22 protein-coding genes, 1 tRNA gene and 1 pseudogene are annotated in these 22,730 nt (G+C 67.1%); 13 read left to right on the top strand and 11 right to left on the bottom strand.

Features of this window, described 5'->3' with window-relative positions:
- Window positions 1-6: 6 nt before the first annotated feature.
- Complete coding sequence (locus KO490_RS02270) at window positions 7-699, bottom strand: phosphatidylcholine/phosphatidylserine synthase (protein WP_216017752.1); 693 nt, start codon at window positions 697-699, stop codon at window positions 7-9.
- Window positions 700-754: 55 nt separating this feature from the next.
- Window positions 755-1,501 (bottom strand): SseB family protein, encoded by a 747-nt coding sequence (locus tag KO490_RS02265; protein WP_216017751.1) that lies wholly within the window; start codon window positions 1,499-1,501, stop codon window positions 755-757.
- Window positions 1,502-1,605: 104 nt separating this feature from the next.
- On the opposite strand from KO490_RS02265, the gene KO490_RS02260 reads away from it, so the two are divergent.
- Window positions 1,606-2,616, top strand: coding sequence for a serine hydrolase (locus tag KO490_RS02260; RefSeq protein ID WP_216017750.1), 1,011 nt, complete (start codon window positions 1,606-1,608; stop codon window positions 2,614-2,616).
- A 6-nt stretch (window positions 2,617-2,622) separates the two neighbouring features.
- Here the strand turns inward: KO490_RS02260 and KO490_RS02255 are convergent, their stop codons facing one another.
- Window positions 2,623-3,075, bottom strand: coding sequence for an outer membrane protein assembly factor BamE (locus KO490_RS02255; protein WP_252726952.1), 453 nt, complete (start codon window positions 3,073-3,075; stop codon window positions 2,623-2,625).
- Between the two features lie 129 nt (window positions 3,076-3,204).
- Here KO490_RS02255 and KO490_RS02250 point away from each other — a divergent pair, with 129 nt between their 5' ends.
- The 11 genes from KO490_RS02250 to KO490_RS02200 all read left to right on the top strand — a co-directional run bounded on the left by KO490_RS02250 (window position 3,205) and on the right by KO490_RS02200 (window position 11,668).
- A complete protein-coding gene (locus KO490_RS02250) occupies window positions 3,205-3,741 on the top strand; it encodes a DUF177 domain-containing protein (protein ID WP_216017749.1) in 537 nt (178 codons plus the stop codon).
- Between the two features lie 258 nt (window positions 3,742-3,999).
- Complete coding sequence (gene rpmF / locus KO490_RS02245; protein ID WP_216017748.1) at window positions 4,000-4,206, top strand: 50S ribosomal protein L32; 207 nt, start codon at window positions 4,000-4,002, stop codon at window positions 4,204-4,206.
- Window positions 4,207-4,228: 22 nt separating this feature from the next.
- A complete protein-coding gene (gene plsX, locus KO490_RS02240; RefSeq protein WP_216017747.1) occupies window positions 4,229-5,326 on the top strand; it encodes a phosphate acyltransferase PlsX in 1,098 nt (365 codons plus the stop codon).
- Window positions 5,323-6,297 (top strand): beta-ketoacyl-ACP synthase III, encoded by a 975-nt coding sequence (locus KO490_RS02235; protein ID WP_216017746.1) that lies wholly within the window; start codon window positions 5,323-5,325, stop codon window positions 6,295-6,297. The genes plsX and KO490_RS02235 overlap by 4 nt, the downstream gene beginning before the upstream one ends.
- 131 nt (window positions 6,298-6,428) lie before the next feature.
- Entirely contained in the window at window positions 6,429-6,950 is a 522-nt protein-coding gene (locus KO490_RS02230; RefSeq protein WP_252726951.1) for a TRAP transporter small permease subunit, read from the top strand.
- Window positions 6,940-8,262: a TRAP transporter large permease subunit gene (locus KO490_RS02225; protein ID WP_216017744.1), complete on the top strand. Its 1,323-nt coding sequence runs from the start codon at window positions 6,940-6,942 to the stop codon at window positions 8,260-8,262. Before KO490_RS02230 ends, KO490_RS02225 begins: the two co-directional genes overlap by 11 nt.
- A gap of 25 nt (window positions 8,263-8,287) precedes the next feature.
- Complete coding sequence (dctP, locus tag KO490_RS02220) at window positions 8,288-9,373, top strand: TRAP transporter substrate-binding protein DctP (RefSeq protein ID WP_216017743.1); 1,086 nt, start codon at window positions 8,288-8,290, stop codon at window positions 9,371-9,373.
- 110 nt (window positions 9,374-9,483) lie between these two features.
- A complete protein-coding gene (gene ihfA, locus KO490_RS02215) occupies window positions 9,484-9,786 on the top strand; it encodes an integration host factor subunit alpha (RefSeq protein ID WP_022707177.1) in 303 nt (100 codons plus the stop codon).
- Between the two features lie 15 nt (window positions 9,787-9,801).
- Window positions 9,802-10,374 (top strand): MerR family transcriptional regulator, encoded by a 573-nt coding sequence (locus tag KO490_RS02210; RefSeq protein WP_216017742.1) that lies wholly within the window; start codon window positions 9,802-9,804, stop codon window positions 10,372-10,374.
- A gap of 79 nt (window positions 10,375-10,453) precedes the next feature.
- Window positions 10,454-10,531, top strand: a tRNA-Pro gene (locus KO490_RS02205).
- 66 nt (window positions 10,532-10,597) lie between these two features.
- Window positions 10,598-11,668, top strand: a complete 1,071-nt coding sequence (locus KO490_RS02200; RefSeq protein WP_216017741.1) for a 2'-deoxycytidine 5'-triphosphate deaminase — start codon at window positions 10,598-10,600, stop codon at window positions 11,666-11,668.
- Here the strand turns inward: KO490_RS02200 and KO490_RS02195 are convergent.
- From KO490_RS02195 to KO490_RS02160, 8 genes are all read right to left on the bottom strand, one after another.
- Complete coding sequence (locus KO490_RS02195; protein WP_216017740.1) at window positions 11,665-12,768, bottom strand: class I SAM-dependent RNA methyltransferase; 1,104 nt, start codon at window positions 12,766-12,768, stop codon at window positions 11,665-11,667. The genes KO490_RS02200 and KO490_RS02195 overlap by 4 nt on opposite strands.
- Window positions 12,769-12,806: 38 nt before the next feature.
- Complete coding sequence (locus KO490_RS02190; RefSeq protein WP_216017739.1) at window positions 12,807-12,998, bottom strand: hypothetical protein; 192 nt, start codon at window positions 12,996-12,998, stop codon at window positions 12,807-12,809.
- Between the two features lie 12 nt (window positions 12,999-13,010).
- Window positions 13,011-13,670 carry an SMC-Scp complex subunit ScpB gene (gene scpB, locus KO490_RS02185; protein WP_216017738.1) on the bottom strand — a complete coding sequence of 220 codons (660 nt, stop codon included), beginning with the start codon at window positions 13,668-13,670 and terminating at the stop codon, window positions 13,011-13,013.
- Window positions 13,654-14,478: a ScpA family protein gene (locus KO490_RS02180; protein ID WP_252726950.1), complete on the bottom strand. Its 825-nt coding sequence runs from the start codon at window positions 14,476-14,478 to the stop codon at window positions 13,654-13,656. Before KO490_RS02180 ends, scpB begins: the two co-directional genes overlap by 17 nt.
- A 64-nt stretch (window positions 14,479-14,542) precedes the next feature.
- Window positions 14,543-15,529, bottom strand: coding sequence for a beta-N-acetylhexosaminidase (gene nagZ / locus KO490_RS02175; protein ID WP_216017737.1), 987 nt, complete (start codon window positions 15,527-15,529; stop codon window positions 14,543-14,545).
- Window positions 15,530-15,533: 4 nt separating this feature from the next.
- Window positions 15,534-16,682, bottom strand: coding sequence for an SPOR domain-containing protein (locus KO490_RS16590; RefSeq protein ID WP_216017736.1), 1,149 nt, complete (start codon window positions 16,680-16,682; stop codon window positions 15,534-15,536).
- A gap of 70 nt (window positions 16,683-16,752) precedes the next feature.
- Window positions 16,753-18,495: an arginine--tRNA ligase gene (gene argS / locus KO490_RS02165; protein WP_216017735.1), complete on the bottom strand. Its 1,743-nt coding sequence runs from the start codon at window positions 18,493-18,495 to the stop codon at window positions 16,753-16,755.
- A gap of 79 nt (window positions 18,496-18,574) precedes the next feature.
- On the bottom strand, window positions 18,575-20,614 hold the full coding sequence (locus KO490_RS02160; protein ID WP_216017822.1) for a sodium:proton antiporter: 2,040 nt from the start codon (window positions 20,612-20,614) through the stop codon (window positions 18,575-18,577).
- 276 nt (window positions 20,615-20,890) lie between these two features.
- Here KO490_RS02160 and KO490_RS02155 point away from each other — a divergent pair.
- A pseudogene (locus KO490_RS02155) lies at window positions 20,891-22,489 on the top strand (DEAD/DEAH box helicase); the annotation flags it as partial.
- Between the last annotated feature and the right edge of the window lie 241 nt (window positions 22,490-22,730).

Below are 22,730 nucleotides of genomic sequence, written 5' to 3'. Positions count from 1 at the left end.
AAGGGATCAGCGGCGTGCGGGGATCAGCTGCTGGGCCGCGCCCGCGAACAGCAGCCAGACCGAGGTGATCACGAGACCCCAGATCGCCCAGCTGGAGGGGTGGAAATCGACCCAGGCCGCACGGGCCGCGAACAGCACCCACAGGACCGCCATCGGCAGCGAAATCGCGCGCCAGCGTTCGGTGCGGACGGGGTGGACGAACTTGATGTTGCTGAACATCGCCGCGGTCAGGGCGATGACGATCGCCATGATGATCACCCAATGCGGACGCACGGCGAACAGCACCAGGACGACCATGTTCCAGCAGCCCGGAAAGCCCGCGAAGGAATTGTCCAGCGTCTTCATCCGGGTATCCGCGAAATAGACGACACTGCCATAGACGATGGCCACGATCGCCAGCCAGCCCGTCCATCCCGACAGCAATCCCGACTGGAACAGCGCGAAGGCGGGGATGAAGACATAGGTCAGATAGTCGATGATCAGATCCATCAGCACGCCGTCATAGGCCGCGAAGTTGCGCTTGACGTCGTAGCGCCGTGCCAGCGGGCCATCCACCCCGTCCACCACGAAGGCGAAGACCAGCCACAGGAACATCAGCGCCCATTCCCCATCGGCGGCGGCCAGCATGGCAAGCATGGACAGGACCGCCCCGGTGGCGGTCAGAAGATGAACGGCAAGGGCTTTTGTCTGGATCTGCATCGCGATGTTGTGGCAGCTTGCGCCACCCGGCGCAACCGGATCGGCGCGGGGCGGATCAACGCAGGATCGGCGGCCCCTTGGGCCGGGGCGGCTCGTCGGGCTCGGGTTCGGGTTCGGTCAGATCGAACCGCAGCGCCGACACGGGCAGCGCCATGTCCGAGAAGCTGATATCCACGCCCCCCGGCTGTTCGGGCAGAAACGCCAGCGTCTCGGCCAGGGATTTGGCGATGGCGGCCTGGCGATCCTCGGGGGCGCCCGCGATCAGCAGCAGATGCGAGGCCGGGCCGTCCATCTCGCCGCCGACACCCAGAAGCGCGGCCCCCGCGATCAGGCCGCGCATGTCGGCCAGCCGTTCCGAGAGGGGCTGGACCAGGGCCTTCACCACCACGGGCGCAGGCGCGGTCAGCCGCAGCCGGGCCTCGTCGGCCTCGGGGGCCGATGACAGCGCGCCGCTCAGCCATTCCAGAAGGCCCGCATCCAGCAGCATCTCGGACGGGTGGCCCGGATTGACCAGAAGGCCGGTGTCGTCCTTGCGCAGCAGATCGGCCAGCACCCGACCCGGCAGCGCGGCATAGGCGACCGGGCCACCCATGAAGCCCGCCAGCCGATCCTCGGCATCGCAGGCCAGCGCGACGCGCGCGCCCTCCAGCGGAAAGGTCCGCAATTCGATGTCGTCGCCTTCGGGATCGCCGGTCAGCGCGACGAACAGTTCGGTATCCGCCAGCCGCGACAGCATCCGCGCCCGCAGGGGCGAGGGTGCGTCGTGGAACGAGGTCGTTGCAAGATCATCGAGCGCGGTCATGTCGGCCCCCTGTCATCCTTTTTCAGCCCTGCCCTAGTCCGCAGGCCCCGGTCAGGGCAAGCCGCGATTGCAACGCGCGTCGGAATGGTTTGAATATTGCGTCCATGAACAGACGCAACCTGATCGCGGGCGCCGCTGCGGCGTCCCTCCTGTGTTCCCCCCGCCTTGCGCTTGCGGGGCCGGGCCCCATTCTGGGGGAGGCGCGGCGGCTGGACCGGCTGCGCGCGATCGCCATGTGGTGCGACGACGCCCAGGGCGGCAGGGAAATGGCCGCCGAGGGATATGGCGGTTTCGGCCCCGACGATCCGACGAACATCAAATCCGCCTCGAAATCGGTGATCTCGGCACTGGCGGGCATCGCCATCGGCAAGGGCCTGCTGGAGGGTGCCGACCAGCCCATTGCGCCGCTTCTGCGCCGCGACCTGCCCGAAGACCCCGATCCGCGCCTGATGGAACTGACGCTTGGGCAGCTGCTGTCGATGCAGGCGGGGCTGGAACGGCAATCGGGTCCGAATTACGGGCGCTGGGTGTCCAGCGACAACTGGGTACGCGCCGCGCTGGCCGCGCCCTTCGTCCAAGACCCCGGCACGCGGATGCAGTATTCCACCGCATCGACCCACCTGGTGGCCGCGATCCTGACCCGCGTGACCGAACGCCCGCTGCTGGAAACGGCGCGCGACTGGCTGGGAACGATTCCGGGCTTTCGCATCACCGGATGGGACCGCGATCCGCAGGGGATCTATCTTGGCGGCAACCAGATGGCGATGAGCACGCGTTCGCTGCTGGCCTTCGGGGCCACCTATGCGCGGGGCGGCATCGCGGGCGGGCGGCAGGTCATTCCCGCCGACTGGATCGAACAGAGCTGGCAGCGCCGGACCCGTTCGCTCTTTACCGGGCAGGGATACGGCTATGGCTGGTTCCTGAGCGAACTGGCCGGACGCCCCGTCCGGTTCGGCTGGGGATATGGCGGGCAGATGATCTATGTCCTGCCCGCGGCGGGGCCCCGGCACGCGATGGCCATCGCCATCACCTCGGACCCGGATCGACCCTCGGCGCGGACCGGCTACCGCGACGAACTGCACGCCCTTGCGCGGCAGCTGATCGAGGCAGCCTGACCGGCCTCATTCGTCGATGAAATCGCCGGCCTGGAAGTTGCCCAGATTGCCCAGAAGCTGACCGATCAACGAGATCTCGGTCACGCTGCCATCGGTGACGCGGCGCGACAGGGACACGACGCGCCCGCGTTCCAGCCCAAAGCGTTCGACATTGCTGACGACGCCCGATTCCGCGAATGACACGGCCACGACCTGGCGGTCGATCTCTTGCGGGGCGGCGGGGCCCAGACGGCGCCAGCGCGACCCGACGTAATACCAGCCCGACCCGGTCAGAAGACCCTGGGCCGACGGGCGGCCGATCAGGCCCTGCAGGTCGTCGCGGGTGGTCTGCCCGACCTGGACCTGCGCCAGATCGATCTCGGGCGGGACATAGCCGTGGTTCGTGTAGATGGGCGAACATGCGGCAAGCCCCAGAAGGGCCACCAATACCAATGTCATCAGGGTTCTGATGGCTTGCATGATGTGGTCTCTCCTTGGGGCGGTTGACGCGGCTGGCCTTGCCTAGCAAACTCGGCACCCGCGCTCAAGAATGTCAATCCGGACAGATCGGCCCCCGCCGCCTGTCCCCGAGCCAATCCCCGAGGCACCATGACCGATCCCGCATCGCACCCGCAGCGCCTGCGCGTGGCCCATCTGAACCCCAACGCCGCCAATACCTTCCACCTGCGCCCCGATGGCGATGTCCGGGCCTCGATCGCCGACGAATTGTCGCTGGATCAGCTGTCCCGGCTGGATTTCCGGGGCGAGGTCCGCGCCGAGGGCCGCGAGGGCTGGCGCCTGACCGGCAAGCTGACCGCGCGCGTGACGCAGCCCTGCGTGGTGACGCTGAAACCCGTCCGCACCGAGATCGATTCCCCTGTCGCGATCAGCTTTTCGCCCGATCTTCACATTCCCGAGGGCGAGGAGGTCGAGATGCCCGACGAGGAGGTCGAGCCCCTGGGGCAGTTCATCGACCTCTCGGCCGTGATGGTCGAGGCGCTCAGCCTTGCGCTGCCGGAATATCCCCGCGTACCCGATGCGGAACTGGACGCCCCCGAGGCCGTGGTGGACGCAACGCCCGCCGATACGCGCAGGCCCTTCGCCGATCTCGACAAGCTGCTGGGCGGCAAGTCACAGGATTCGTGACCCCGCGAATCCCCCGGACGTTCCGCCAGTTCGGCGTGGCCCGCATGCAACATCGGGGTGCAAAAGCCCCCTTGCATCGGCCCTTCGAAGCTGGAATCAGGGGATTCGACGACAAACAACGCGCAAATGCGACGCCTGTCCGGCCACGAGGGCTTGCGGGCGGTCCGTTCATGGCGTATCTGCGCAGTTCATTTACGAATTCAAATCTACCGGTGCGAAGGCGTTGCGGCGCTGCACCCTGACAACCGAGGTGGTGACATGGCTGTCCCTCAGAATCGCGTAACCCGGTCCAAGCGCGGCATGCGTCGTGCGCATGATTCGCTGGTTGCGGGCAACCCGAACGAATGCACTGAATGCGGCGAGCTGAAGCGCCCGCATCACGTCTGCCCGTCCTGCGGCAGCTATGCTGGCCGCGAAGTCGTGGCGCAGGCGAACGAAACCGATCTGGACGACGACGCAGCCTGATCCGGGTTAGCGGCGCATCCTCATGACCGTCGACAACGCGACCTTATCGGCGTCGCGCGGCCCGTTTCCGACGGGCAGCGTGGTGATTTCGGTTGATGCGATGGGCGGCGACCGCGGCCCTGCCGCAGTTGTCGCCGGCATGGCGGAAAGTGCCGAGAAGAACCCCGAGATCAGCTTCATCGTCCATGGCGACGAGGCCGAGCTGCGCCGCCTGATCGGGCGGCGCAAATCGCTTGCCGGTCGGTGCGACATCCGCCACGCGGGTGGCGTCGTCACGATGGACGACAAGCCCGCGCAGGTGGTGCGCAAGGGTCAGGACACCTCGATGTGGTCCACCCTGGAAGCCGTGCGCCAGGGCGATGCCATGGTCGCGGTCAGCTGCGGCAATACCGGCGCGCTGATGGCGATGTCGATGCTGCGCCTGCGCAAGCTGCCGGGCGTGAACAGGCCCGCGATCGCGTGCCTGTGGCCCTCGCGCAATCCGCAGGGCTTTAACATCATGCTGGATGTCGGTGCCGACATCCGGGCCGATGCCCATGACCTTCTTCAATACGCGCTGATGGGAACCTCCTATGCCCGCAACGGGCTGGGCCTGGAACATCCGCGCATCGGCCTGCTGAACGTGGGCACCGAGGAACACAAGGGCCGGACCGAGCTGAAGCAGGCGGACGAACTGATCCGCCAGGCCGCAGCCGAGGCCCATTACGAATATGTGGGCTTCGTGGAAGGCGGCGACCTGCCCTCGACACGCGTGGACGTGATCGTCACCGACGGCTTCACTGGCAATATCGCCTTGAAGACCGGTGAAGGCACGGCCAAGTTGGTAGGAGAGCTTCTGAAGGATGCCTTCGCCAATTCGATCATGTCGAAATTCGCGGCCGTTCTGGCGATGACGTCGCTGCGCCGGCTGCAGAAGCGGATCGATCCGCGTCGGGTGAACGGCGGCATCTTCCTGGGGCTGAACGGCACGGTCGTGAAATCGCACGGCTCGGCCGATGCGACGGGTGTATCCGCCGCGATCAAGCTGGCATTCACGCTGGCGAAATCCGGGTTCCAGGACCGTCTTGCCGCCCGCGTGGCGCAGGCCACCGGGACCGGCGAAACGGGAGCATCCTCTTGATACGACGCTCAGTCGTCCGTGGCACCGGACATTATCTTCCCGAACGCGTGGTCGAGAACAGCTGGTTCGAGGAACGGCTGGACACGACGGACGAATGGATCCGGACACGCTCGGGCATCGAACGTCGCCACTTCGCGGCCGAGGGTCAGACGACCAGCGACCTTGCGATCCGCGCTGGCAAGGCCGCGCTGGAACGTGCGGGCCTGACGGCCGAGGATCTGGACGGCATCGTGCTGGCGACCTCGACCCCCGATTTTACCTTCCCCGCCGTGGCGACGATGGTCCAGGCCGGCCTGGGGATGAAGCGCGGCTTCGCATATGACGTGCAAGCCGTCTGCGCGGGCTTCGTCTTCGCGCTGGCCAATGCGGACGCGATGATCCGTTCGGGCCTTGCAAGCCGCATCCTGGTCGTGGGGGCCGAGACGTTCTCACGCATCATGGACTGGACGGACCGTTCGACCTGCGTGCTGTTCGGCGACGGCGCGGGTGCGCTGATCCTCGAGGCGCAGGACGCGGCGGGCGAGAACACCGACCGCGGCATCCTGTCCTCGGATCTCAACAGCGACGGCACCTATCGCGAACTGCTCTATGTCGATGGCGGCGTGTCGAGCACCGGCACCGCCGGGCAGCTGCGGATGCAGGGCAACCTGGTTTTCCGCCACGCGGTGGACAAGCTGGCCAAGACGGCCCACACCTCGTTGGAGAAGGCCGGGCTGGACGGGTCCGACGTGGATTGGATGATCCCGCATCAGGCCAATCTGCGCATCATCAGCGCCACCGCCCAGAAGATGAGCCTGCCGCTGGACAAGGTCGTGCTGACAGTCGCCGATCACGGCAACACCTCGGCCGCCTCGATCCCGCTGGCCATGTCCATCGCAGATGCCGAAGGGCGGCTGAAGCCCGGCCAGCTGATCGTGACCGAGGCCATCGGCGGCGGTCTCAGCTGGGGATCGGTCGTGCTGCGCTGGTAAGGCGCGGCATCCTTCCGACATTCAGAATGATTTTCCGCTAGTCGGGCGGTTGACACAGGATCACCCTTCCTCAAAACTGCGGATGATGCAGGTGCAGCATGGCGCCGCAGACTCTGGGGAGGGTCCTTACATTGCCGATTGTCCGTCTGATCGACGGCGTGAACGAGCTTGTCGGGCGCGTGGTGTCCGTTGTTGCCCTGCTCTTCGCAGCCATCATCATCTATGACGTCTTCATGCGCTATGTGCTGGGTCAACCGACCCGCTGGGCATTCGACGTCACCAAGCAGCTCTACGGTTTCTACTTCATCATGCTGGGCGGATACGCGCTGCGGCATCAGGCCCATGTGCGCGTGGACCTGCTGACATCGCGCATGGGGTCCGGCCTGCGCCGCTGGACCGAGGTTCTGGGATACCTGATCTTCTTCTTTCCCTTCGCCTGGATCTTCGCGCGCCGCAGCTGGGATTTCGCGATGACCTCGTGGAACCAGGGGGAACTTACCTATGGCGCGGTGCAGCTGCCCGTCTATCCGCTGAAGATGGCGATGTTCGTGGCGGCGGTCCTGCTGCTGATCCAGGGCATCTCCGAAGTGCTGAAGCTGATCCTGGACCGCGCACCCCATATCCACGAGAACGAGGTGCCCGATGTCCGGTGAAACCATCGCCCTGGTCATGTCGGGGCTGCTGCTGCTGGGGCTGTTCCTGGGGCACCCGTTGGCCTTCGTCCTGGGCGGCACGGCCGTTCTGGGCGCCTTCATCGCGGGCAAGCCGATGGTGCTGGGCATCGTCATCAACCGCATCTTCGGGGATGTGCTGGACAATTACGTCCTGATCGCCATCCCCCTCTTCGTGCTGATGGCGCGATTCCTGTCGGACAGCGGCGTGACCGATCGCATGTTCGAGGCCCTGCGCCACCTGATGAGCCGCGTGACCGGGGGCCTGGGTCTTGCGGTCGTCTTCATCTCGATCCTGCTGGCCGCGACCACGGGCATCATCGGGGCATCCATCACCGTGATGGGGACGATGGCGCTGCGCCCGATGCTGCAATACGGCTATGACAAGCGGCTGGCCACGGGGCTGATCGGGGCGTCGGGCTGCCTGGGCATCCTCATCCCGCCCTCGATCATGCTGATCCTCATGGCCTCCTATGCGCCGGGCCTGTCGGTCGGGCAGCTTTTCGCGGGGGCGATGATGCCGGGGCTGGCGCTTGGGGTCATGTATGCCGTCTATGTCGCCGTCATCGCCTGGGTCAAACCCGAATGGGCCCCCAAGATCGCGGAAGAGGAACGCATCAGCCGCGGCGCCATGTGGCGGATGCTGCTGGTCGAGGCCGTGCCGCCCCTGATCCTGATCCTGGGCATCCTGGGCTCGCTTCTGGCAGGCATCGCCACCGCGACCGAGGCCAGCGCCATCGGCGCGGTCCTGGCCCTGCTGATCGTGATCGGACGCGGGCGCTTCGAATGGGCGACCTTCTATTCGGCGCTGCTGGAAACGGGCCGGACCAGCGCGATGATCCTGTTCATCGTCGTGGGGGCCACGGCCTTTACCGGGGTCTTCAACATCACGGGCGGGCTGCGCGCCAGCCAGGACCTGATCCGCGGGCTGGCCGACGATCCCTATACGCTGATCGCGGTGATGCTGCTGGTCGTGTTCATCCTGGGGATGTTCCTCGACTGGACCGGGATCGTGCTGCTGTCCTTCCCGATCTTCCTGCCGCTGGTGGGGGAAATGGGGATCGACCCGCTGTGGTTCGTCGTGCTGATGGCCGTCGTCCTGCAGACCAGCTTCCTGTCCCCGCCATTCGGCTATGCGCTGTTCTACATGCGCGCCATCGCACCCCCCGAGGTGCGCACCGGCGACATCATCATGGGCGTGCTGCCGTTCATCGGCCTCGTGATCCTGATGTGCGCGCTGATCATCCTGTTCCCGGCGCTGGTCACCTGGCTGCCCGCCGCGATCTACGGCTGACGACATACCAACGGAGGAGAGAAAGATGAAACACCTGCTGACCGCCGCCGGCATCGCGATGGCCGCCGCCACGCCTGCCCTGTCCGAAAACTGGACCATGACCACCACATGGCCCTCCAGCCTCGAACTGATCGAGCTGGACAAGCACTGGGTCGATCTGGCCAACAAGCTGGTCGATGACGACAAGCTGACGATCGAGTTCTACGAGGGCGGCAGCCTCGTTCCCGCGGGCGAGGTCTTCGGCGCCGTCGAATCGGGCACCATCCAGGCGGGCGCCGACTGGCCGGGCTACTGGGCGGGCCGCGACAGCGCCTTTTCGCCCCTGGCCACCACGGCCAGCCTGTTCAACGCGGTCGATTACGTGAACTGGATCCAAGAATGGGGCGGCGCGGATCTCTATAACGAGGTCTATGGCAAGTTCGGCATGGTCTATCTGCCCTATGGCGTGACGAACAACGAATCGGGCTTCCGCACCGTGGACAAGCCGATCCGCACGCTGGACGACCTGCAGGGCCTGCGCTTGCGCCTATCGGGCCTGGAACAGGGCAAGCTGCTGGAGAAGCTGGGCGGCAACCAGGTCAGCATGGCCGGCGGCGAGATCTATCAGTCGCTGGAACGCGGGGTGATTGACGGGTCTGAATTCTCGACGCCCAATGTCGATTTCTCGGGCGGCTTCCAGCAGGTCACGAAATACTGGTCCACGCCGGGCTGGCACCAGTCGTCGTCGATCTTCGGGGTGATGATCAACAAGGCCGCATGGGACGCTCTGGACGACGAGACCCGCGAGCGGCTGCAGATCGCGGCCGACGCCACGCTGCTGTGGTCGCTGGCCTTCACCGAGAAGCGCGCGACCGAAGCCTATGCCCAGTTCCAGGAAGCCGGGACCGAGATCACGCGCCTCGACGATGCAGCGCTCGAACAGGTTCAGCAGATGGCCAACGAGACGATCCAGGAAGTGGCCTGCGAGAACCCGCTTTCGGCCAAGGTCTATGCCAGCCAGCTGAGCTATCTGCAGGACTATTCCTCGTGGCGCGATGCCTCGGCCCCGTTCAACCTGGGCCGCACCCCGAACGGCCCGGACCTCGCCGCAATCGAGGCTTGCGCAGGCTGAGCCCCCTCGGATAGAGCGACAAGTATCGGGCGGGGAACGATTTCCCCGCCCTTCTCGTTGACAGGCAAGCGAAACAGCACCATCCTTCCCCCTACTCAAGAGGACTGATCATGGGCGACAAGACGCTGACCCGGATGGATCTTGCCGAAGCGGTATTCCGCGAGGTGGGCCTGTCGCGTCACGAATCCGCACAGCTTGTCGAAAGCGTGCTGAACCATGTCTCGGATGCGCTGGTTCGTGGCGAACAGGTCAAGATCTCTTCCTTCGGCACCTTTTCGGTGCGCGACAAGAACGAACGGATCGGCCGCAACCCCAAGACCGGGGAAGAGGTTCCGATCACGCCGCGGCGGGTGCTGTCCTTCAGGCCCTCGCATCTGATGAAGGACCGCGTTGCCGCCGGCAACAAACGATAAGGCAGCGATTACCGCATGCAGAAAGGTGCAGAGGCATTCCGTTCGATCGGCGAGGTCGCCAACCTGATCGGAGTCGCACCCCATGTGCTGCGGTATTGGGAAACCCAGTTCAGTCAGCTGAAGCCGATGAAGCGTGCCGACGGGCGGCGATATTATCGCCCCGCCGACGTGGCCCTTGCGGCAGGCATCTGCGCGCTGCTGCGCGACGACGGGCTGACGATCCGCGGCGCGAAAAAGCAGATCGCCGTGGACCGGGGCGAGGCCGTCCGCGCGCGCGGTACGCTGCGCATCCTGCCCCCCCTGCCCGAACCTGAGCCCCAAGCGGAACCCGAGCGTCTGCCCGAACCCGAAACCCCGGTGCAATCCGACGATGCCGCGCCGATTGCGACGCAGCCGACCGAGGACTTCTTCGAACCGGCGCCAGCAATGGCGCCCGCAATGGCGCTCGCAGCCGCGCAGCCGGTCTGGCTGGCGCGGCTGGGCGATCTGGCCCGCAAGCTGCGCATGATCGGACCGTCGGAAATGCGTCACGCAGGGCTTTCGCAGGCGCTTGGGCAGGCGCATCGGGCGCTGACCCGGCTTGGCTGAACAAGTTCGACGTTTTGATGAAGATTTCCGCGTCGCAGGCCTTGTGCATCCCCTTCATATCGCTCTATACGATGCGCGTCGGGCCGTGGCGCAGCCTGGTTAGCGCGTCCGTCTGGGGGACGGAAGGCCGCGAGTTCGAATCTCGCCGGCCCGACCACTTCGAAAACGCCCATCCCCTTGCGGGGGTGGGCGTTTCTCGTTTCCGCCAAGAAGGGATCCCCCGATGAACGGTGTTCTGCCCGACCATCAGATACACGCCATGATCGATGGCGGCGCCATCACGGCGGACCGTCCCATCATTCCCGAACAGATTCAGCCCGCATCGCTGGACCTGCGGCTGGGCCAGCGGGCCTATCGCCTGCGGGCCAGCTTCCTTGCCGGGCGTGGACGACGCATCACGGAGCGGCTGGCCGATTTCCAGATGCATCAGATGGACCTGAGCGAGGGCGCAGTGCTGGAACGCGGCTGCGTCTATCTTGTGCCGCTGATGGAACGGATCACTCTGCCCAAGGGCGTGCAGGCGGTGGCGAATGCCAAATCCTCGACCGGGCGGCTGGACCTGCTGACGCGCCTGGTGACCGATGACGGGACCGAATTCGACCGCCTGCCCGAGGGCTATGACGGCCCGCTCTATGCCGAGATCTGCCCGCGCAGCTTCTCGGTCCTGGTCAGGCCGGGGATGCGCCTGAACCAGCTGCGCCTGCGTCAGGGACAGGCGGTGCTGGACGACGCGGACCTTGCGGCGCTTCATGCGCAAGAGCCGCTGACGGGCGATACGCCGCCCTTGATCGATCAGGGGCTGGGCTTCTCGGTCGATCTGCGTGCGGCGACGGGCGATCTGGTCGGATACCGGGCCCGTCCCCATAGCGGCGTGATCGACCTGGACCGCATCGGCGCCTATGACGCCCGCGACTTCTGGGACGAGCTGCGCACGACCGAGGGGCGGCTGATCCTGGATCCCGGCGCGTTCTATATCCTTGTCAGCCGCGAATCGGTGGCGATCCCCGCGGGCTTCGCCGCCGAGATGGCCCCCTATCTGGCGATGGTGGGCGAATTCCGGGTCCATTACGCGGGATTCTTCGATCCGGGCTTCGGCATCGGGGCACAGGGACGCGGTGCCCGCGGCGTTCTCGAGGTGCGCTGCCACGAGGCCCCCTTCGTGCTGGAACACGGGCAGGTGGTCGGCCGGCTGATCTATGAGCGGATGGCGGCGGGTCCCGACCGTCTCTACGGTCAGGACATCGCTTCGAATTACCAGGGCCAGGGTCTGAAGCTGGCCAAGCAGTTCCGTTAGATCGGGCCCGTCTGCCACAGGCGGATCTTCAACCCGCCATGGGCCACGATCGGACCCGGCGGCTGGAAGGGCAGCCCCGTGGCCTTGGCAAGCCCCCCTTCGCTGGTGACGATGCCGATGCGCCAGCCCTGCAATCGTTCGCGGAACACCTCGCCCATGGCGGCATGCAGGCCGAACAGCGGCCCCTTGTTCCCGATCCGCGCGCCATAGGGCGGGTTCACGATGACGATGCCCGGCGCGCAATCGGGGCGCTGCAGATCGGCGATGGAACAGCTGCGGAAACGAGCCGTCCCCGCCACGCCCGCGCGTTCCGCATTGGCCTGCGACATGCAGATCGCACCCGCATCGCGGTCCGATCCGAAGAACTGCTGGGGTGCCTTGAGCGCCTCGGGCGGGGCCATTGCCGCCCAGGCATCCGCGTCGAAATTCGCCAGCCGCTGGAAGGCGAAGCCGCGGCTGCGGCCGGGGGCCAGGCGCGATGCGATCTCGGCGGCCTCGATCACGAAGGTGCCCGAACCGCACATCGGATCCAGCACGGGCTGGCTGCCGTCGAAGCCCATCTGAGACAGGAACATCGCGGCCATCGTCTCGCGCATGGGGGCCTTCGCCACGGCCTCCTTGTGGCCGCGCTTGTGCAGCGATTCACCCGTCGAATCGATGCTGAAGGTCACGAGGTCATCCTCGATCCGGGCCTTGACCACGATCGCGCCTTCGCCACCGACGGGCATGTTCATCGTCTCGGATATCGCGCGTTCGATCCGCTGCGTGGCGGCCCCCGCGTGATAGATCTTCGAGGCGCGGCAGACCGTCTCGACCTTGATCGGCAGGTCGCGGGGCAGGATATCGGCCCAGGGGAACTTGCGCGCGCGCTTATCCAGCTGCGCCAGATGCATCGCGCGGAAACCGCCGATGCGCACCAGAACGCGCGTCGCGCCGCGCAGCCACAGATTTGCGCGCCAGGCATCGGGCCAGCCGCCGCGGATGGTCACGCCACCGGGTTGCTGTTCGGGTGTCCAGCCAAGCGCCGCCGCCTCTTGGGCAAGCGGTGCTTCCAGTCCCGGCGTCGCCACCAGGAAGATTTCGAGATCGTTCTGCTCCATCACCCTGCCCTAGCGCGGGCGGGCGGCAAAGCAAAGCCTCAGCGGCGCGTCATCCGACGCAAGCTGCGCATCCGCTTCTTCAGGTCGGCCTGCTGACCCGGCTGCTGGACGTTGCCGGATTGCGCCCCGCCCTTGCGGGACAGGCCTTTCATGCCCTTGTTGATCCCCCAGTTCATCGCACGACGCGCGACGATCTTGGTGAACATGTTCACCAGCTGGTTCACGTTCATCGGCGCATCCCCTCACTCATCCTCGAACAGATCCTCGGCGGGATCACCGTTCTCAATATCGTCCTCGTCCTCGGTCGGAACAAGGGGTGCGGCCAGCCCGTCCGAGGGTGGGCGGGATTCGAGAAGCCCCGCCGCGCGCAATTCGGACAACCCGGGCAGATCCTGCGCCGAATCCAGCCCGAAATGATCGAGAAAGCCTTCGGTGACGACGAAGGTCGCGGGCCGTCCCGGCGTCTGGCGGCGCCTGCCCATGCGCACCCATTCCATCTCGATCAGCTGATCCAGCGTGCCGCGGCTGACGGCCACGCCCCGGATCTCCTCGATCTCGGCGCGGGTGACGGGCTGGTGATAGGCGATGATGGCCAGCGTCTCGATCGCGGCGCGGGACAGGCGGCGGGCCTCGACCGTTTCGGTCTGCATCAGGAAGGACAGATCCGCCGCCGTGCGGAAGGCATAGCCGTCGCCGATTCGTTCCAGCACCACGCCGCGCCCGGCATAGCTGCGACGCAGGGCCGCCACGGCCTCGGGGGCATCGCAGCCCCGCGGCAGGCGCGCAGAGAGTTCGCGCATCGAGATGGGCGCGCTGGCGGCAAAGAGGATCGCCTCGACCATGCGTTCCTGTTCGTCCATGGGCGGCGGCGGGAAATCGGCGGGATCAGGGGCGGTCGTCATGGCTTCTTTCGCGATAGGATATGGGCGCGAACGTGTCGGACTGGCGTATCTCCAACCGGCCCTGCCGCGCAAGTTCCAGCGAAGCCGCGAAGGTCGCGGCGGTGGCGCTGCGACGCCGCGCGGGGTCCGACGACCAGCCATCGGGCAGAAAGACCGCAAGATCGGTCCATTGTCCGGCAAAACCGATCATCCGGCGCAGACGCTCCAACGCCTGCTCCATGGTGAAGATGTCGGTACGGTCGAAGGCATAGGGGCGGAATTCGTCCTTGGTCTTCAGCCGGGCATAGGCGCGCATCAGGTCGATCAGCCCGGCCTGCCATTCGGTGCGCCGCGCGCGCGTCACCGTTTCGGGCGCCCCGCGGGCAAAGCGCGTCTGCCCCAGCCGGTCGCGCCCCATCAGGCGCTCGGCCGCATGGCGCATCGCCGCAAGCCGTTCCAGCTGGAAGGCCAGATGCGCGGCCATATCCTCGGCCGAGGGGCCGTCGGCCTCGGGGTCGGGGGGCAGCAGCAGGCGCGATTTCAGGAAGGCCAGCCAGGCGGCCATCACCAGGTAATCCGCCGCCAGTTCGATCCGCAGGGCGCGGGCTTCCTCGACGAAGGTCAGGTATTGTTCGGCCAAGTTCAGGACGCTGATCTTCAGCAGGTCCACCTTCTGGGTCCGTGCCATGGTCAGCAACAGATCCAGCGGCCCCTCGTAACCCTCGACATCAACGATCAGCGCCTCGTCCGCGCGGCGTTGCGCGACGGCATCGGGGTCGTGATCGGGGTCCGGAACCGGACGCAGATGGGGGACGCGGGGTCGGGGCAATGAACGATCCTTGCAAGGCGCGGGGCGGGACGGTCAGAAGCGTCCCGCCCCCGCGCCCCTTCTGTCAAGCGATGGCGCCGGTCAGCGACTGCCACTCGGCCAGAAGGGCGGGAATGTCGGCCCTTTGCGGGGCGTGGCGCAGCGCCAGCGCGGCATCGGCGCGGCGGCGGGCATCGGGGCCCATCGGGCCGGCAGCCTCCACCACCGGCGTCATCTGCGCCACGTCGCCATTGCAGTGCAGGACGATGTCGCAGCCCGCCTCGATCGAGGCACGGGCGCGGTCGGCATGGCTGCCCGGCAGCGCATTCATGGTGATGTCATCCGTCAGCAGCAGGCCGTCGAAGCCGATATCGCGTCGGATCAGATCGACCACCTTGGCCGAGGATGTCGCGGGCCGGTCGTCCAGCGCGGTGAAACGGATATGCGCGGTCATGCCCATGGGCAGGTCGGCAAGCGCGCGGAAGGGGGCGAAATCGAGGCCGGACAGGTCGTCGGCATCCGCATCCACCACGGGCAGGTCGTGATGGCTGTCGGCCTGCGCACGTCCATGGCCGGGCATGTGCTTGACCACGGGCAGGACGCCCGCATCCAGCAGCCCCTGGGCCGCCGCGCGACCCAGCCCCGCGATCACGGCAGGGTCCGACCCCAGGCAGCGATCCAGAAGGAAGGGGTGGGTCGCATCCTGCGCGACATCCAGCGTCGGCGCGCAGTTCGAATCGATCCCGACTGCGCGCAGTTCCTGCCCCATGAGGTGATACCGCAGCCACATCGCGCGCGGCCCGGCATCGGCTTGGGTCAGCGGCGCGGGCCAGTTGCGCCAATGTGGCGCGCGCAGGCGCTGGACGCGGCCACCTTCCTGATCGACGGTGATCACGGCCTCGCGACCCACCGCGTCGCGCAGGGCGGCAGTCAGGGCGCGCAGCTGATCGGGGCTTTCGACATTGCGGCCGAACAGGATGAAGCCCCAGGGGTCGGCCTCGCGGAAGAAGGCGGCCTCGTCGGCGGTCAGTGTCGTGCCGGCGATGCCGCCCAGGATCGTGGCGCTGGTCATCGGATCAGTTCAGCGCCAGGCAGTCGGTCCCCGACGATTTCAGCGCCGAGCAGAACTCTCGTGCCTGCGACAGCGACCCGAAGCCCGCCACGCGCAGACGCCAGAAGGTGCGGCCGTTCGACTGGTGCTGCTGGATCACCGGCGACTTGCCGGAAAAGAGGCCCGAGTTACGGCCCGCCAGACGCTGCCATTCGCCCTGCGCGATCGCATCGCTGTCGAATGCGCCGACCTGAACGACCGGACCGCTGGCCGTTGCCGCGGCGACCGGCTGGGCGGCGGGTTCCGGCGCGGGGCGCTCGGCGGCGACGGCAGGTGCCGGTGCGGGGGATGCGTCGGTGCGGGTGGTCGGGGTCACCGCGGCAACGCGGGTGGTGCGCGGACGCGGTGCGGGCCGGGTCGAAGCGACAAGCACGCCGGGGCTGGCCTCGGCCTGCGCCTGGGCAAGCGCCTCGGCGATGGCGGTGGCCTGCGCGGGGGCGCCGGTCTCGTCGGTGACGACGGCGGTCACGGGGCCTTCGGATGCGGGCGCGTCGATGATCGCGGCCTCGTTCACGGCCTGATCGGCCAATGCGCGTTCGGCGGCCTGCGCGGCCTCGGCCTGGGCCAGGGCGCGGGCTTCGGCATCGGACATCGGCACGACGGGTTCGCCGTCGAAGTTCAGCTGGGTCTCGGACGGGTTCGCGGGCTCTCGGGCCGTGGCACCCAGTTGCCCCATGGCAACATCATCCTCGGCCAGATCGGTGGCGGCAGGCGCGATCGCCACCTGCGAGGGCGCGCCGGCCTGCTCGCCGGCTGCGACCGAATTGACGGCAAGCCCGGTGTGATTCGTCAGCTGGCCGCCCGGATTTTCCGGCGTGGTGCGCGATTCGCCTTGGATGGCACGGATGACCGGCACGCCCGAAACGTCGCGCGAAACCAGTTCCCAACCCCAGGCCATGAGGCCGATCATCAGCCCGACGGATGCCACCGCGCCGACATAATGCGTCAGCCGCGCCACCCGGGTGCCGATGCCGTCGGGGCCAGCGCCTGCGGGATATTCCGCATCGCCTGCCGCCCCGTCGCCCCGCCAGTTCGCCTGGTCGTAGGAAAATTCGCGCTTCACCTTGTGGCGCGAGAACACATAGCCGCCTTCGCGGAAATCCATCACTGCCATGTCTGCCTGCCTGCCGGTTTGCCCGGATTTCATTGACTGCCTTGGTAAGACCGGCGGCGGAGGCTGTTCCTCAGCGCATTTCTTCCGCCGGACTGACGCCAAGAATAGCGAGACCGCCCGAAATCACAACGCCGACGGCCCGCGCCAGCGCAATTTTTCCCTGGCTGGTCGCCACGTCGCCTTCCTGCAGGAAGCGCAACGACGTGTCGTCATTGCCGCGATTCCACAGCGAATGCAGCTCGGAGGCGATCTCATACAGGAAGAATGCAACCCGGTGCGGCTCGTGTGCGCGGGCGGCATGTTCCACCAGCCGCGGCCATTCGGCGATTTTGCGGGCAAGGTCCAGTTCGGCCGGATGCGACAGGACGGACAGATCGGCATCGATCAGCGTCGCATCGCCCGCCTCGATCCCGGCCTCGGCGGCGCGGCGCAGCACCGAATTCACGCGGGCGCTTGCGTATTGCACATACCAGACGGGGTTGTCCTTCGACTGTTCCAGCACCTTGGCAAAGTCGAAATCCAGCGCCGCGTCGTTCTTGCGGGTCAGCATGATGAAGCGGGTGACGTCGGCGCCCGCTTCCTCGACCACGTCGCGCAGGGTCACGAAGGTGCCGGCACGCTTGGACATCTTGAACGGCTCGCCGTTCTTGAACAGCTTGACCAGCTGGATCAGCTTGACGTCCAGCGGCACGCGACCGTTCGACAGCGCCTTGACGGCGGCGTTCATGCGCTTGACGTAACCGCCGTGATCGGCGCCGAACACGTCGATCAGCTGGTCGAAACCGCGGTCGATCTTGTCCCAGTGATAGGCGATGTCGGGCGCAAAATAGGTCCATGCCCCGTCCGATTTCTGGATCGGACGGTCCACGTCGTCGCCATGCGCGCTGGACCGGAACAGCAGCTGCTCGCGTTCTTCCCAATCCTCGGGCAGCTTGCCCTTCGGCGGCTCCAGCACCCCGCGATAGATCAGGTCCATGCCGCGCAGACGCTCGATCGCGGCCTCGATGCGGCCGGTGCCATAAAGCGCCTTCTCGCTGGAATAGACGTCCATCCGCACGCCCAGTGCCGCAAGATCCTGGCGGATCTCCTCCATCATGGCTTCGGTCGCGAATTCGCGGATATCGGCCAGCCATTCGGATTCGGGACGATCCAGCAGGCTGTCGCCGTATTTCGCCTTCAGCGCCTCGCCCACGGGGATCAGGTAATCGCCGGGATAGAGCCCCTCGCGGATCTCGGGCTCCAGCCCGTTCGCCTCGCGATAGCGTTCATAGGCCGAGCGCGCCAGCACATCGACCTGCGCGCCGCCGTCGTTGATGTAATATTCCCGCGTGACGTCATGGCCCGCGAAATCCAGCAGGTTCGCCAGCGCATCGCCGAAGACCGCGCCGCGCACATGGCCCACATGCATCGGGCCGGTGGGGTTGGCGCTGACGAATTCGACATTCACCTTCTGCTTCGCGCCGATATCCGAACGCCCGTAATCGGCCCCCTGCACCAGCGCGTCGCGCACGATGCCCTGCCAGACCGACGGCGCCAGCCGCAGGTTCAGGAAGCCCGGCCCCGCCACCTCGGCCGAGGTGATGCGGTCGTCGGTCAGCCGCGCGGCCAGACGGTCCGCGATGTCGCGCGGCTTCAGCCCGGCGGGCTTGGCCAGCACCATGGCGGCGTTGGTCGCCATGTCCCCATGGGCCGGATCGCGCGGCGGCTCGACCGTCACGTTGGCATAGTCGAGGTGCTGCGGCAGCTCGCCGGCATCGACCATCTGGTCCAGCGCCTGGATGACGCGGTCGCGGAGATCGGTGAAGAGGTTCATGCTTGGCTTCCTGATTGACCCACGCGGATTAGCGCCTGCCGCCCGCCAAGGTCAACAGCCTGCGGCCCGGCGCGGCCCTTCAGCCCTTGCCGGAACCGTCTTCGCTGCCCCCGTCATCGCTGCCGCCGTCCTCGCTGCTCTCGATCAGGTCGGGATCGTCCTTGGCGCCTTCGGCGACCTCCTCGACCTCGGTGCGGCGGGGCTGGCCGCCGGGGACCGATCCGTTGCCTTCGCCGCGGCGCACGGCCTCGGCCTCGGCGCGGGCCACGGCACGGCCGCTGTCGCCCGGTGCGGATTCCGTCTCGGCCGCCAGCCTTTCGGCGGTCTCTTGCGGCAGCAGCGACACGATGCGCGTGCCGGGCTTGCCGACCATGTCCTCATCCTCGTGGATGAACCACATCTCGGAGCCCTGGACCATGACCAGCGGGATCGCCTCGGGGCGGGCGGCGCGCCAGTCCTCCAGCGTGTATTCCTCGGTCAGGCGGGTGGTGCGGAAGATGAAGCCCTCGGCCAGCAGGTCCAGATACTGCGCCAGCGTGCGGTTGCCGCGGACGGTCTGCCCGCCCAGCTGGTTCGGCAGCGCGTGGCGGGCGCGATCCTCCTTGTGGCGGGCCAGCTGCCAGATCGCCTCTCGGCCGTATTCGGGTGCAAGGTCGGTCGCGACCAGCGTGTTGTAGGCATCGTTGTCCGACGCCGCGAGGATGGCCGAGAAGGCGATGAATTCGACGTTGTTCTCGGCCGCCTCGCCCAGGATGTCGCCATAGAAGGTGCTGACGCCCGCGGCCCGCGCGGTGCGCAGATGGTCGCGGTTCGTGTCCGTGACCAGCACGTTGACCTCGGCCTTCTCCAGCGCCTTGGCAAGGCCGGTGGCGAACAGCGATCCGCCCACGATCATCAGGCCGGGCTTGTCCCCCGAGGTCAGGTCCAGCCGCTTGGCCAGGGGTTTCAGCGCGAAACCGTGCAGGATCACCGTGACCAGCACCAGAAGGAAGGCCAGCGGCGCGATCTGGGCCGCATCCTCGAAGCCCGCGGCGACCAGCCTTTCGCCGAAGATCCCCGCGACCGATACCAGCACCACCCCGCGCGGGCCGGTCAAGGCCACCAGCAGGCGTTCGTTGCGCGGCAGGTTCGTCCCGATCAGCGACACGAGCACCGTCAGCGGACGCGCCACCAGCACGACCAGCCCCAGGAACAGCGCCGAGCGCCAGCCCAGCAGGGCCATGTCCTCGAACTTGATGCCCGCGGCCAGCAGGATGAACACGCCGCTGACCAGCAGGATCGTCGCATGTTCCTTGAAGCGGTGCAGCTCGTGATAGCTGGGCAGATTGCTGTTGGCGATCACGAGGCCCATCACCGTCACGGCCAGCAGACCGGATTCGTGCAGCAGCGCATCGGACACGGCGAAGACGATGATGACCAGCACGAACAGCAGCGGCACCTTCATGTATTCGGGCACCCAGCCCAGCCGGAAGGCCCGCGCCACGAACCAGCCCGCAAGACCGCCCACGATCGTCGCGAAACCGATCCCCAGCCCCAGCTGCAGCACCGCATCGCCCCAGCCGAGACCCGTGTTCAGGACCAGCACGACCTCCAGCGCCAGGACGGCGGCCAGTGCCCCCAGGGGATCGTTGACGATCGCCTCCCATTGCAGGACCTGCGCGGGGCGGGATATCAGCTTGGCCTGCCGCAGCAGGGGCGCGATGACGGTCGGGCCCGTCACGATCATGATGCCGCCGAAGACCACGGCGCTGGCCCAGCTGAGCCCCGCGCCGTATTTCAGCGCCAGGGCCGACAACAGCCACCCCAGGGGCGCCCCCAGATAGACGAGCCGCCTGACCGCGGGCCGCGCATCCGCCAGCTGCTTGAAGCTGAGCGTCAGCCCCCCCTCGAACAGGATGACGGCCACGGCCAGCGCGATCATGGGTTCGACAAGATCGCCGATGTCGCGTTCGGGCACGAAGATGCCCGTCACCGGCCCCAGCAGCAGGCCCACCGCCAGCATCAGCACGATCGCCGGCATGCGGAATCGCCATGCCAGCCATTGCGCGCCCACACCCGCGGCGCCCACGACGGCAAAGGCCTGCATCGGGCTCAGCCCACCGGTCATCTCGATCGCCATTGCATTCATCCCCATGGTTTCAAACCATCATAGCAATGGCCCCGCTTGGAACCACCATCATCGCGGCAAGTTCCCGAAATGGCGTTCATGTCACGTGATGCGGCGCAAAAGATTGACCTTTGGGACACATTGTTCTAGGGGGTCCGGGCCTGTATCCGACAGGCAGCAAGGCGGGGCGTGCGGAATTGCGTCCCATCAGATCGGCGCCTCGAACGGATCGGCGCCGCGACATGGAACGCGACGCGCCTGCGGGTGCGACCCAGTGGAAAGCCCCGAATGACCAAATTCACCGATCTCAAGCTCGACCCCAAGGTTCTGAAGGCCATCGCCGAGGCAGGCTATGAGCAGCCGACGCCGATCCAGGCCGGTGCCATCCCGCCCGCGCTGGAAGGCCGCGACGTGCTGGGGATCGCGCAGACGGGAACGGGCAAGACCGCCAGCTTCACGCTGCCGATGATCACCATGCTGGGCCGGGGCCGCGCGCGGGCGCGCATGCCGCGCAGCCTGGTGCTGTGCCCGACGCGCGAACTGGCAGCCCAGGTGGCCGAGAATTTCGACACCTATGCCAAGCATACCCGCCTGACCAAGGCGCTGCTGATCGGCGGCGTCAGCTTCGGCGAACAGGAAAAGCTGATCGACCGCGGCGTCGACGTGCTGATCGCGACGCCGGGCCGCCTGCTGGATCATTTCGAACGCGGCAAGCTGCTGCTGACCGGCGTGCAGATCATGGTCGTGGACGAGGCCGACCGCATGCTGGACATGGGCTTCATCCCCGACATCGAACGCATCTTCCAGCTGACGCCCTTCACGCGCCAGACGCTGTTCTTCAGCGCCACCATGGCCCCCGAGATCGAGCGCATCACCAACACCTTCCTGCACGCGCCCGAACGCATCGAGATCGCCCGTCAGGCCACCACGAGCGAGACGATCACGCAGCGGCTGGTCGAACTGGCGCCCCCGCGCCGCGACCTGGTGTCCAAGCAGAAGCGCGACCTGCTGCGCGCCCTGATCGACGCCGAGGGCGAGAAGCTGACTAACGCCATCATCTTCTGCAACCGCAAGACCGACGTGGACATCGTCGCCAAGTCGCTGAAGAAATACGGCTATGACGCGGCGCCGATCCATGGCGACCTGGATCAGAGCCAGCGCACCCGGACGCTGGAATCCTTCCGCGACGGCGGGCTGCGCCTGCTGATCGCATCGGACGTGGCCGCACGCGGGCTGGACATTCCGGCCGTCAGCCATGTCTTCAACTACGACCTGCCCAGCCATGCCGAGGACTATGTCCACCGCATCGGCCGCACGGGCCGCGCCGGTCGTCTGGGCACCGCCTACAGCATCGCGACGCCCTCGGACGAGAAATACCTGACCGCCATTGAATCGCTGGTGAAGATGACCCTGCCCCGTGCCGAGACCCCCGAAGGCTTCCAGACCTCGTCCGCACCCGTGCGCGACGCACGATCCGAGGATCGCCAGGAAGAGCGCAAGTCCGGCGGCACGCGCAGCCGCCGCCGTGGCAGCCGCCGCGACGAGCAGCCCGAGCAGAAGCAGGACCGCGCCGAGGAACAGCCCAAGCCGCAGGCCGCCGAGCGCCGCGAGGAACCCCGCGAGAGCAATCGCGACAACGGCCGCGACAATGGCCGCGGCAACGGTCGTGACGACCGCCGCGACAGCAATCGCGACAACGGCCGTGGCGGCAACCGCCGCGAGGGCGGCCGCGATCGCGGCGCTCCGGTCAAGGGCATGGGCGATCACGTCCCGCAATTCATGCTGGTCGATCTGTGGCCCAAGGCCGGCGTGACCGCCGAGGACGAGGTCGAGACCGAAACCGCCGCCGAAGCCCCGGCCTCGGTCCCGGCCCCCGAGGCCGAAGCCCCGAAGCCCAAGCGCAGCCGCAGCAGAAGCCGCAGCAAATCCTCGTCGAAGTCCGAGGAGAAGGCAGCGGAGCAGACCACCGAGGCAACCCCGGAAGCGCCTGTTGAGGCAGCTGTCGAAGCGCCCGCAGCACCGGCGGTCGAGGCCGAGCCTGCATCCGACACGCCCGCAGCCGAGGCCGCACCGACCGAGGAGGCACCGAAGCCCAAGCGCCGGTCGCGTGCCAAGAAGGCCGAGACGC

It is taken from the genome of Paracoccus sp. C2R09, from assembly GCF_018860625.1.
Classification (GTDB): domain Bacteria; phylum Pseudomonadota; class Alphaproteobacteria; order Rhodobacterales; family Rhodobacteraceae; genus Paracoccus.
Note: the sequence above shows the minus strand (reverse complement) of the source record. Positions and strands in the feature narration are given on the sequence as shown.

Excerpts from the sequence above, each read along its gene's own strand:
- KO490_RS02270 (WP_216017752.1), bottom strand. The coding sequence starts at position 699 with ATGCAGATCCAGACAAAAGCCCTTGCCGTTCATCTTCTGACCGCCACC.
- KO490_RS02265 (WP_216017751.1), bottom strand. The coding sequence starts at position 1,501 with ATGACCGCGCTCGATGATCTTGCAACGACCTCGTTCCACGACGCACCC.
- KO490_RS02260 (WP_216017750.1), top strand. The coding sequence starts at position 1,606 with ATGAACAGACGCAACCTGATCGCGGGCGCCGCTGCGGCGTCCCTCCTG.
- KO490_RS02255 (WP_252726952.1), bottom strand. The coding sequence starts at position 3,075 with ATGCAAGCCATCAGAACCCTGATGACATTGGTATTGGTGGCCCTTCTG.
- KO490_RS02250 (WP_216017749.1), top strand. The coding sequence starts at position 3,205 with ATGACCGATCCCGCATCGCACCCGCAGCGCCTGCGCGTGGCCCATCTG.
- rpmF (WP_216017748.1), top strand. The coding sequence starts at position 4,000 with ATGGCTGTCCCTCAGAATCGCGTAACCCGGTCCAAGCGCGGCATGCGT.
- plsX (WP_216017747.1), top strand. The coding sequence starts at position 4,229 with ATGACCGTCGACAACGCGACCTTATCGGCGTCGCGCGGCCCGTTTCCG.
- KO490_RS02225 (WP_216017744.1), top strand. The coding sequence starts at position 6,940 with ATGTCCGGTGAAACCATCGCCCTGGTCATGTCGGGGCTGCTGCTGCTG.
- dctP (WP_216017743.1), top strand. The coding sequence starts at position 8,288 with ATGAAACACCTGCTGACCGCCGCCGGCATCGCGATGGCCGCCGCCACG.
- ihfA (WP_022707177.1), top strand. The coding sequence starts at position 9,484 with ATGGGCGACAAGACGCTGACCCGGATGGATCTTGCCGAAGCGGTATTC.
- KO490_RS02210 (WP_216017742.1), top strand. The coding sequence starts at position 9,802 with ATGCAGAAAGGTGCAGAGGCATTCCGTTCGATCGGCGAGGTCGCCAAC.
- KO490_RS02200 (WP_216017741.1), top strand. The coding sequence starts at position 10,598 with ATGAACGGTGTTCTGCCCGACCATCAGATACACGCCATGATCGATGGC.
- KO490_RS02195 (WP_216017740.1), bottom strand. The coding sequence starts at position 12,768 with ATGGAGCAGAACGATCTCGAAATCTTCCTGGTGGCGACGCCGGGACTG.
- KO490_RS02190 (WP_216017739.1), bottom strand. The coding sequence starts at position 12,998 with ATGAACGTGAACCAGCTGGTGAACATGTTCACCAAGATCGTCGCGCGT.
- scpB (WP_216017738.1), bottom strand. The coding sequence starts at position 13,670 with ATGACGACCGCCCCTGATCCCGCCGATTTCCCGCCGCCGCCCATGGAC.
- nagZ (WP_216017737.1), bottom strand. The coding sequence starts at position 15,529 with ATGACCAGCGCCACGATCCTGGGCGGCATCGCCGGCACGACACTGACC.
- KO490_RS16590 (WP_216017736.1), bottom strand. The coding sequence starts at position 16,682 with ATGGCAGTGATGGATTTCCGCGAAGGCGGCTATGTGTTCTCGCGCCAC.
- argS (WP_216017735.1), bottom strand. The coding sequence starts at position 18,495 with ATGAACCTCTTCACCGATCTCCGCGACCGCGTCATCCAGGCGCTGGAC.
- KO490_RS02160 (WP_216017822.1), bottom strand. The coding sequence starts at position 20,614 with ATGGCGATCGAGATGACCGGTGGGCTGAGCCCGATGCAGGCCTTTGCC.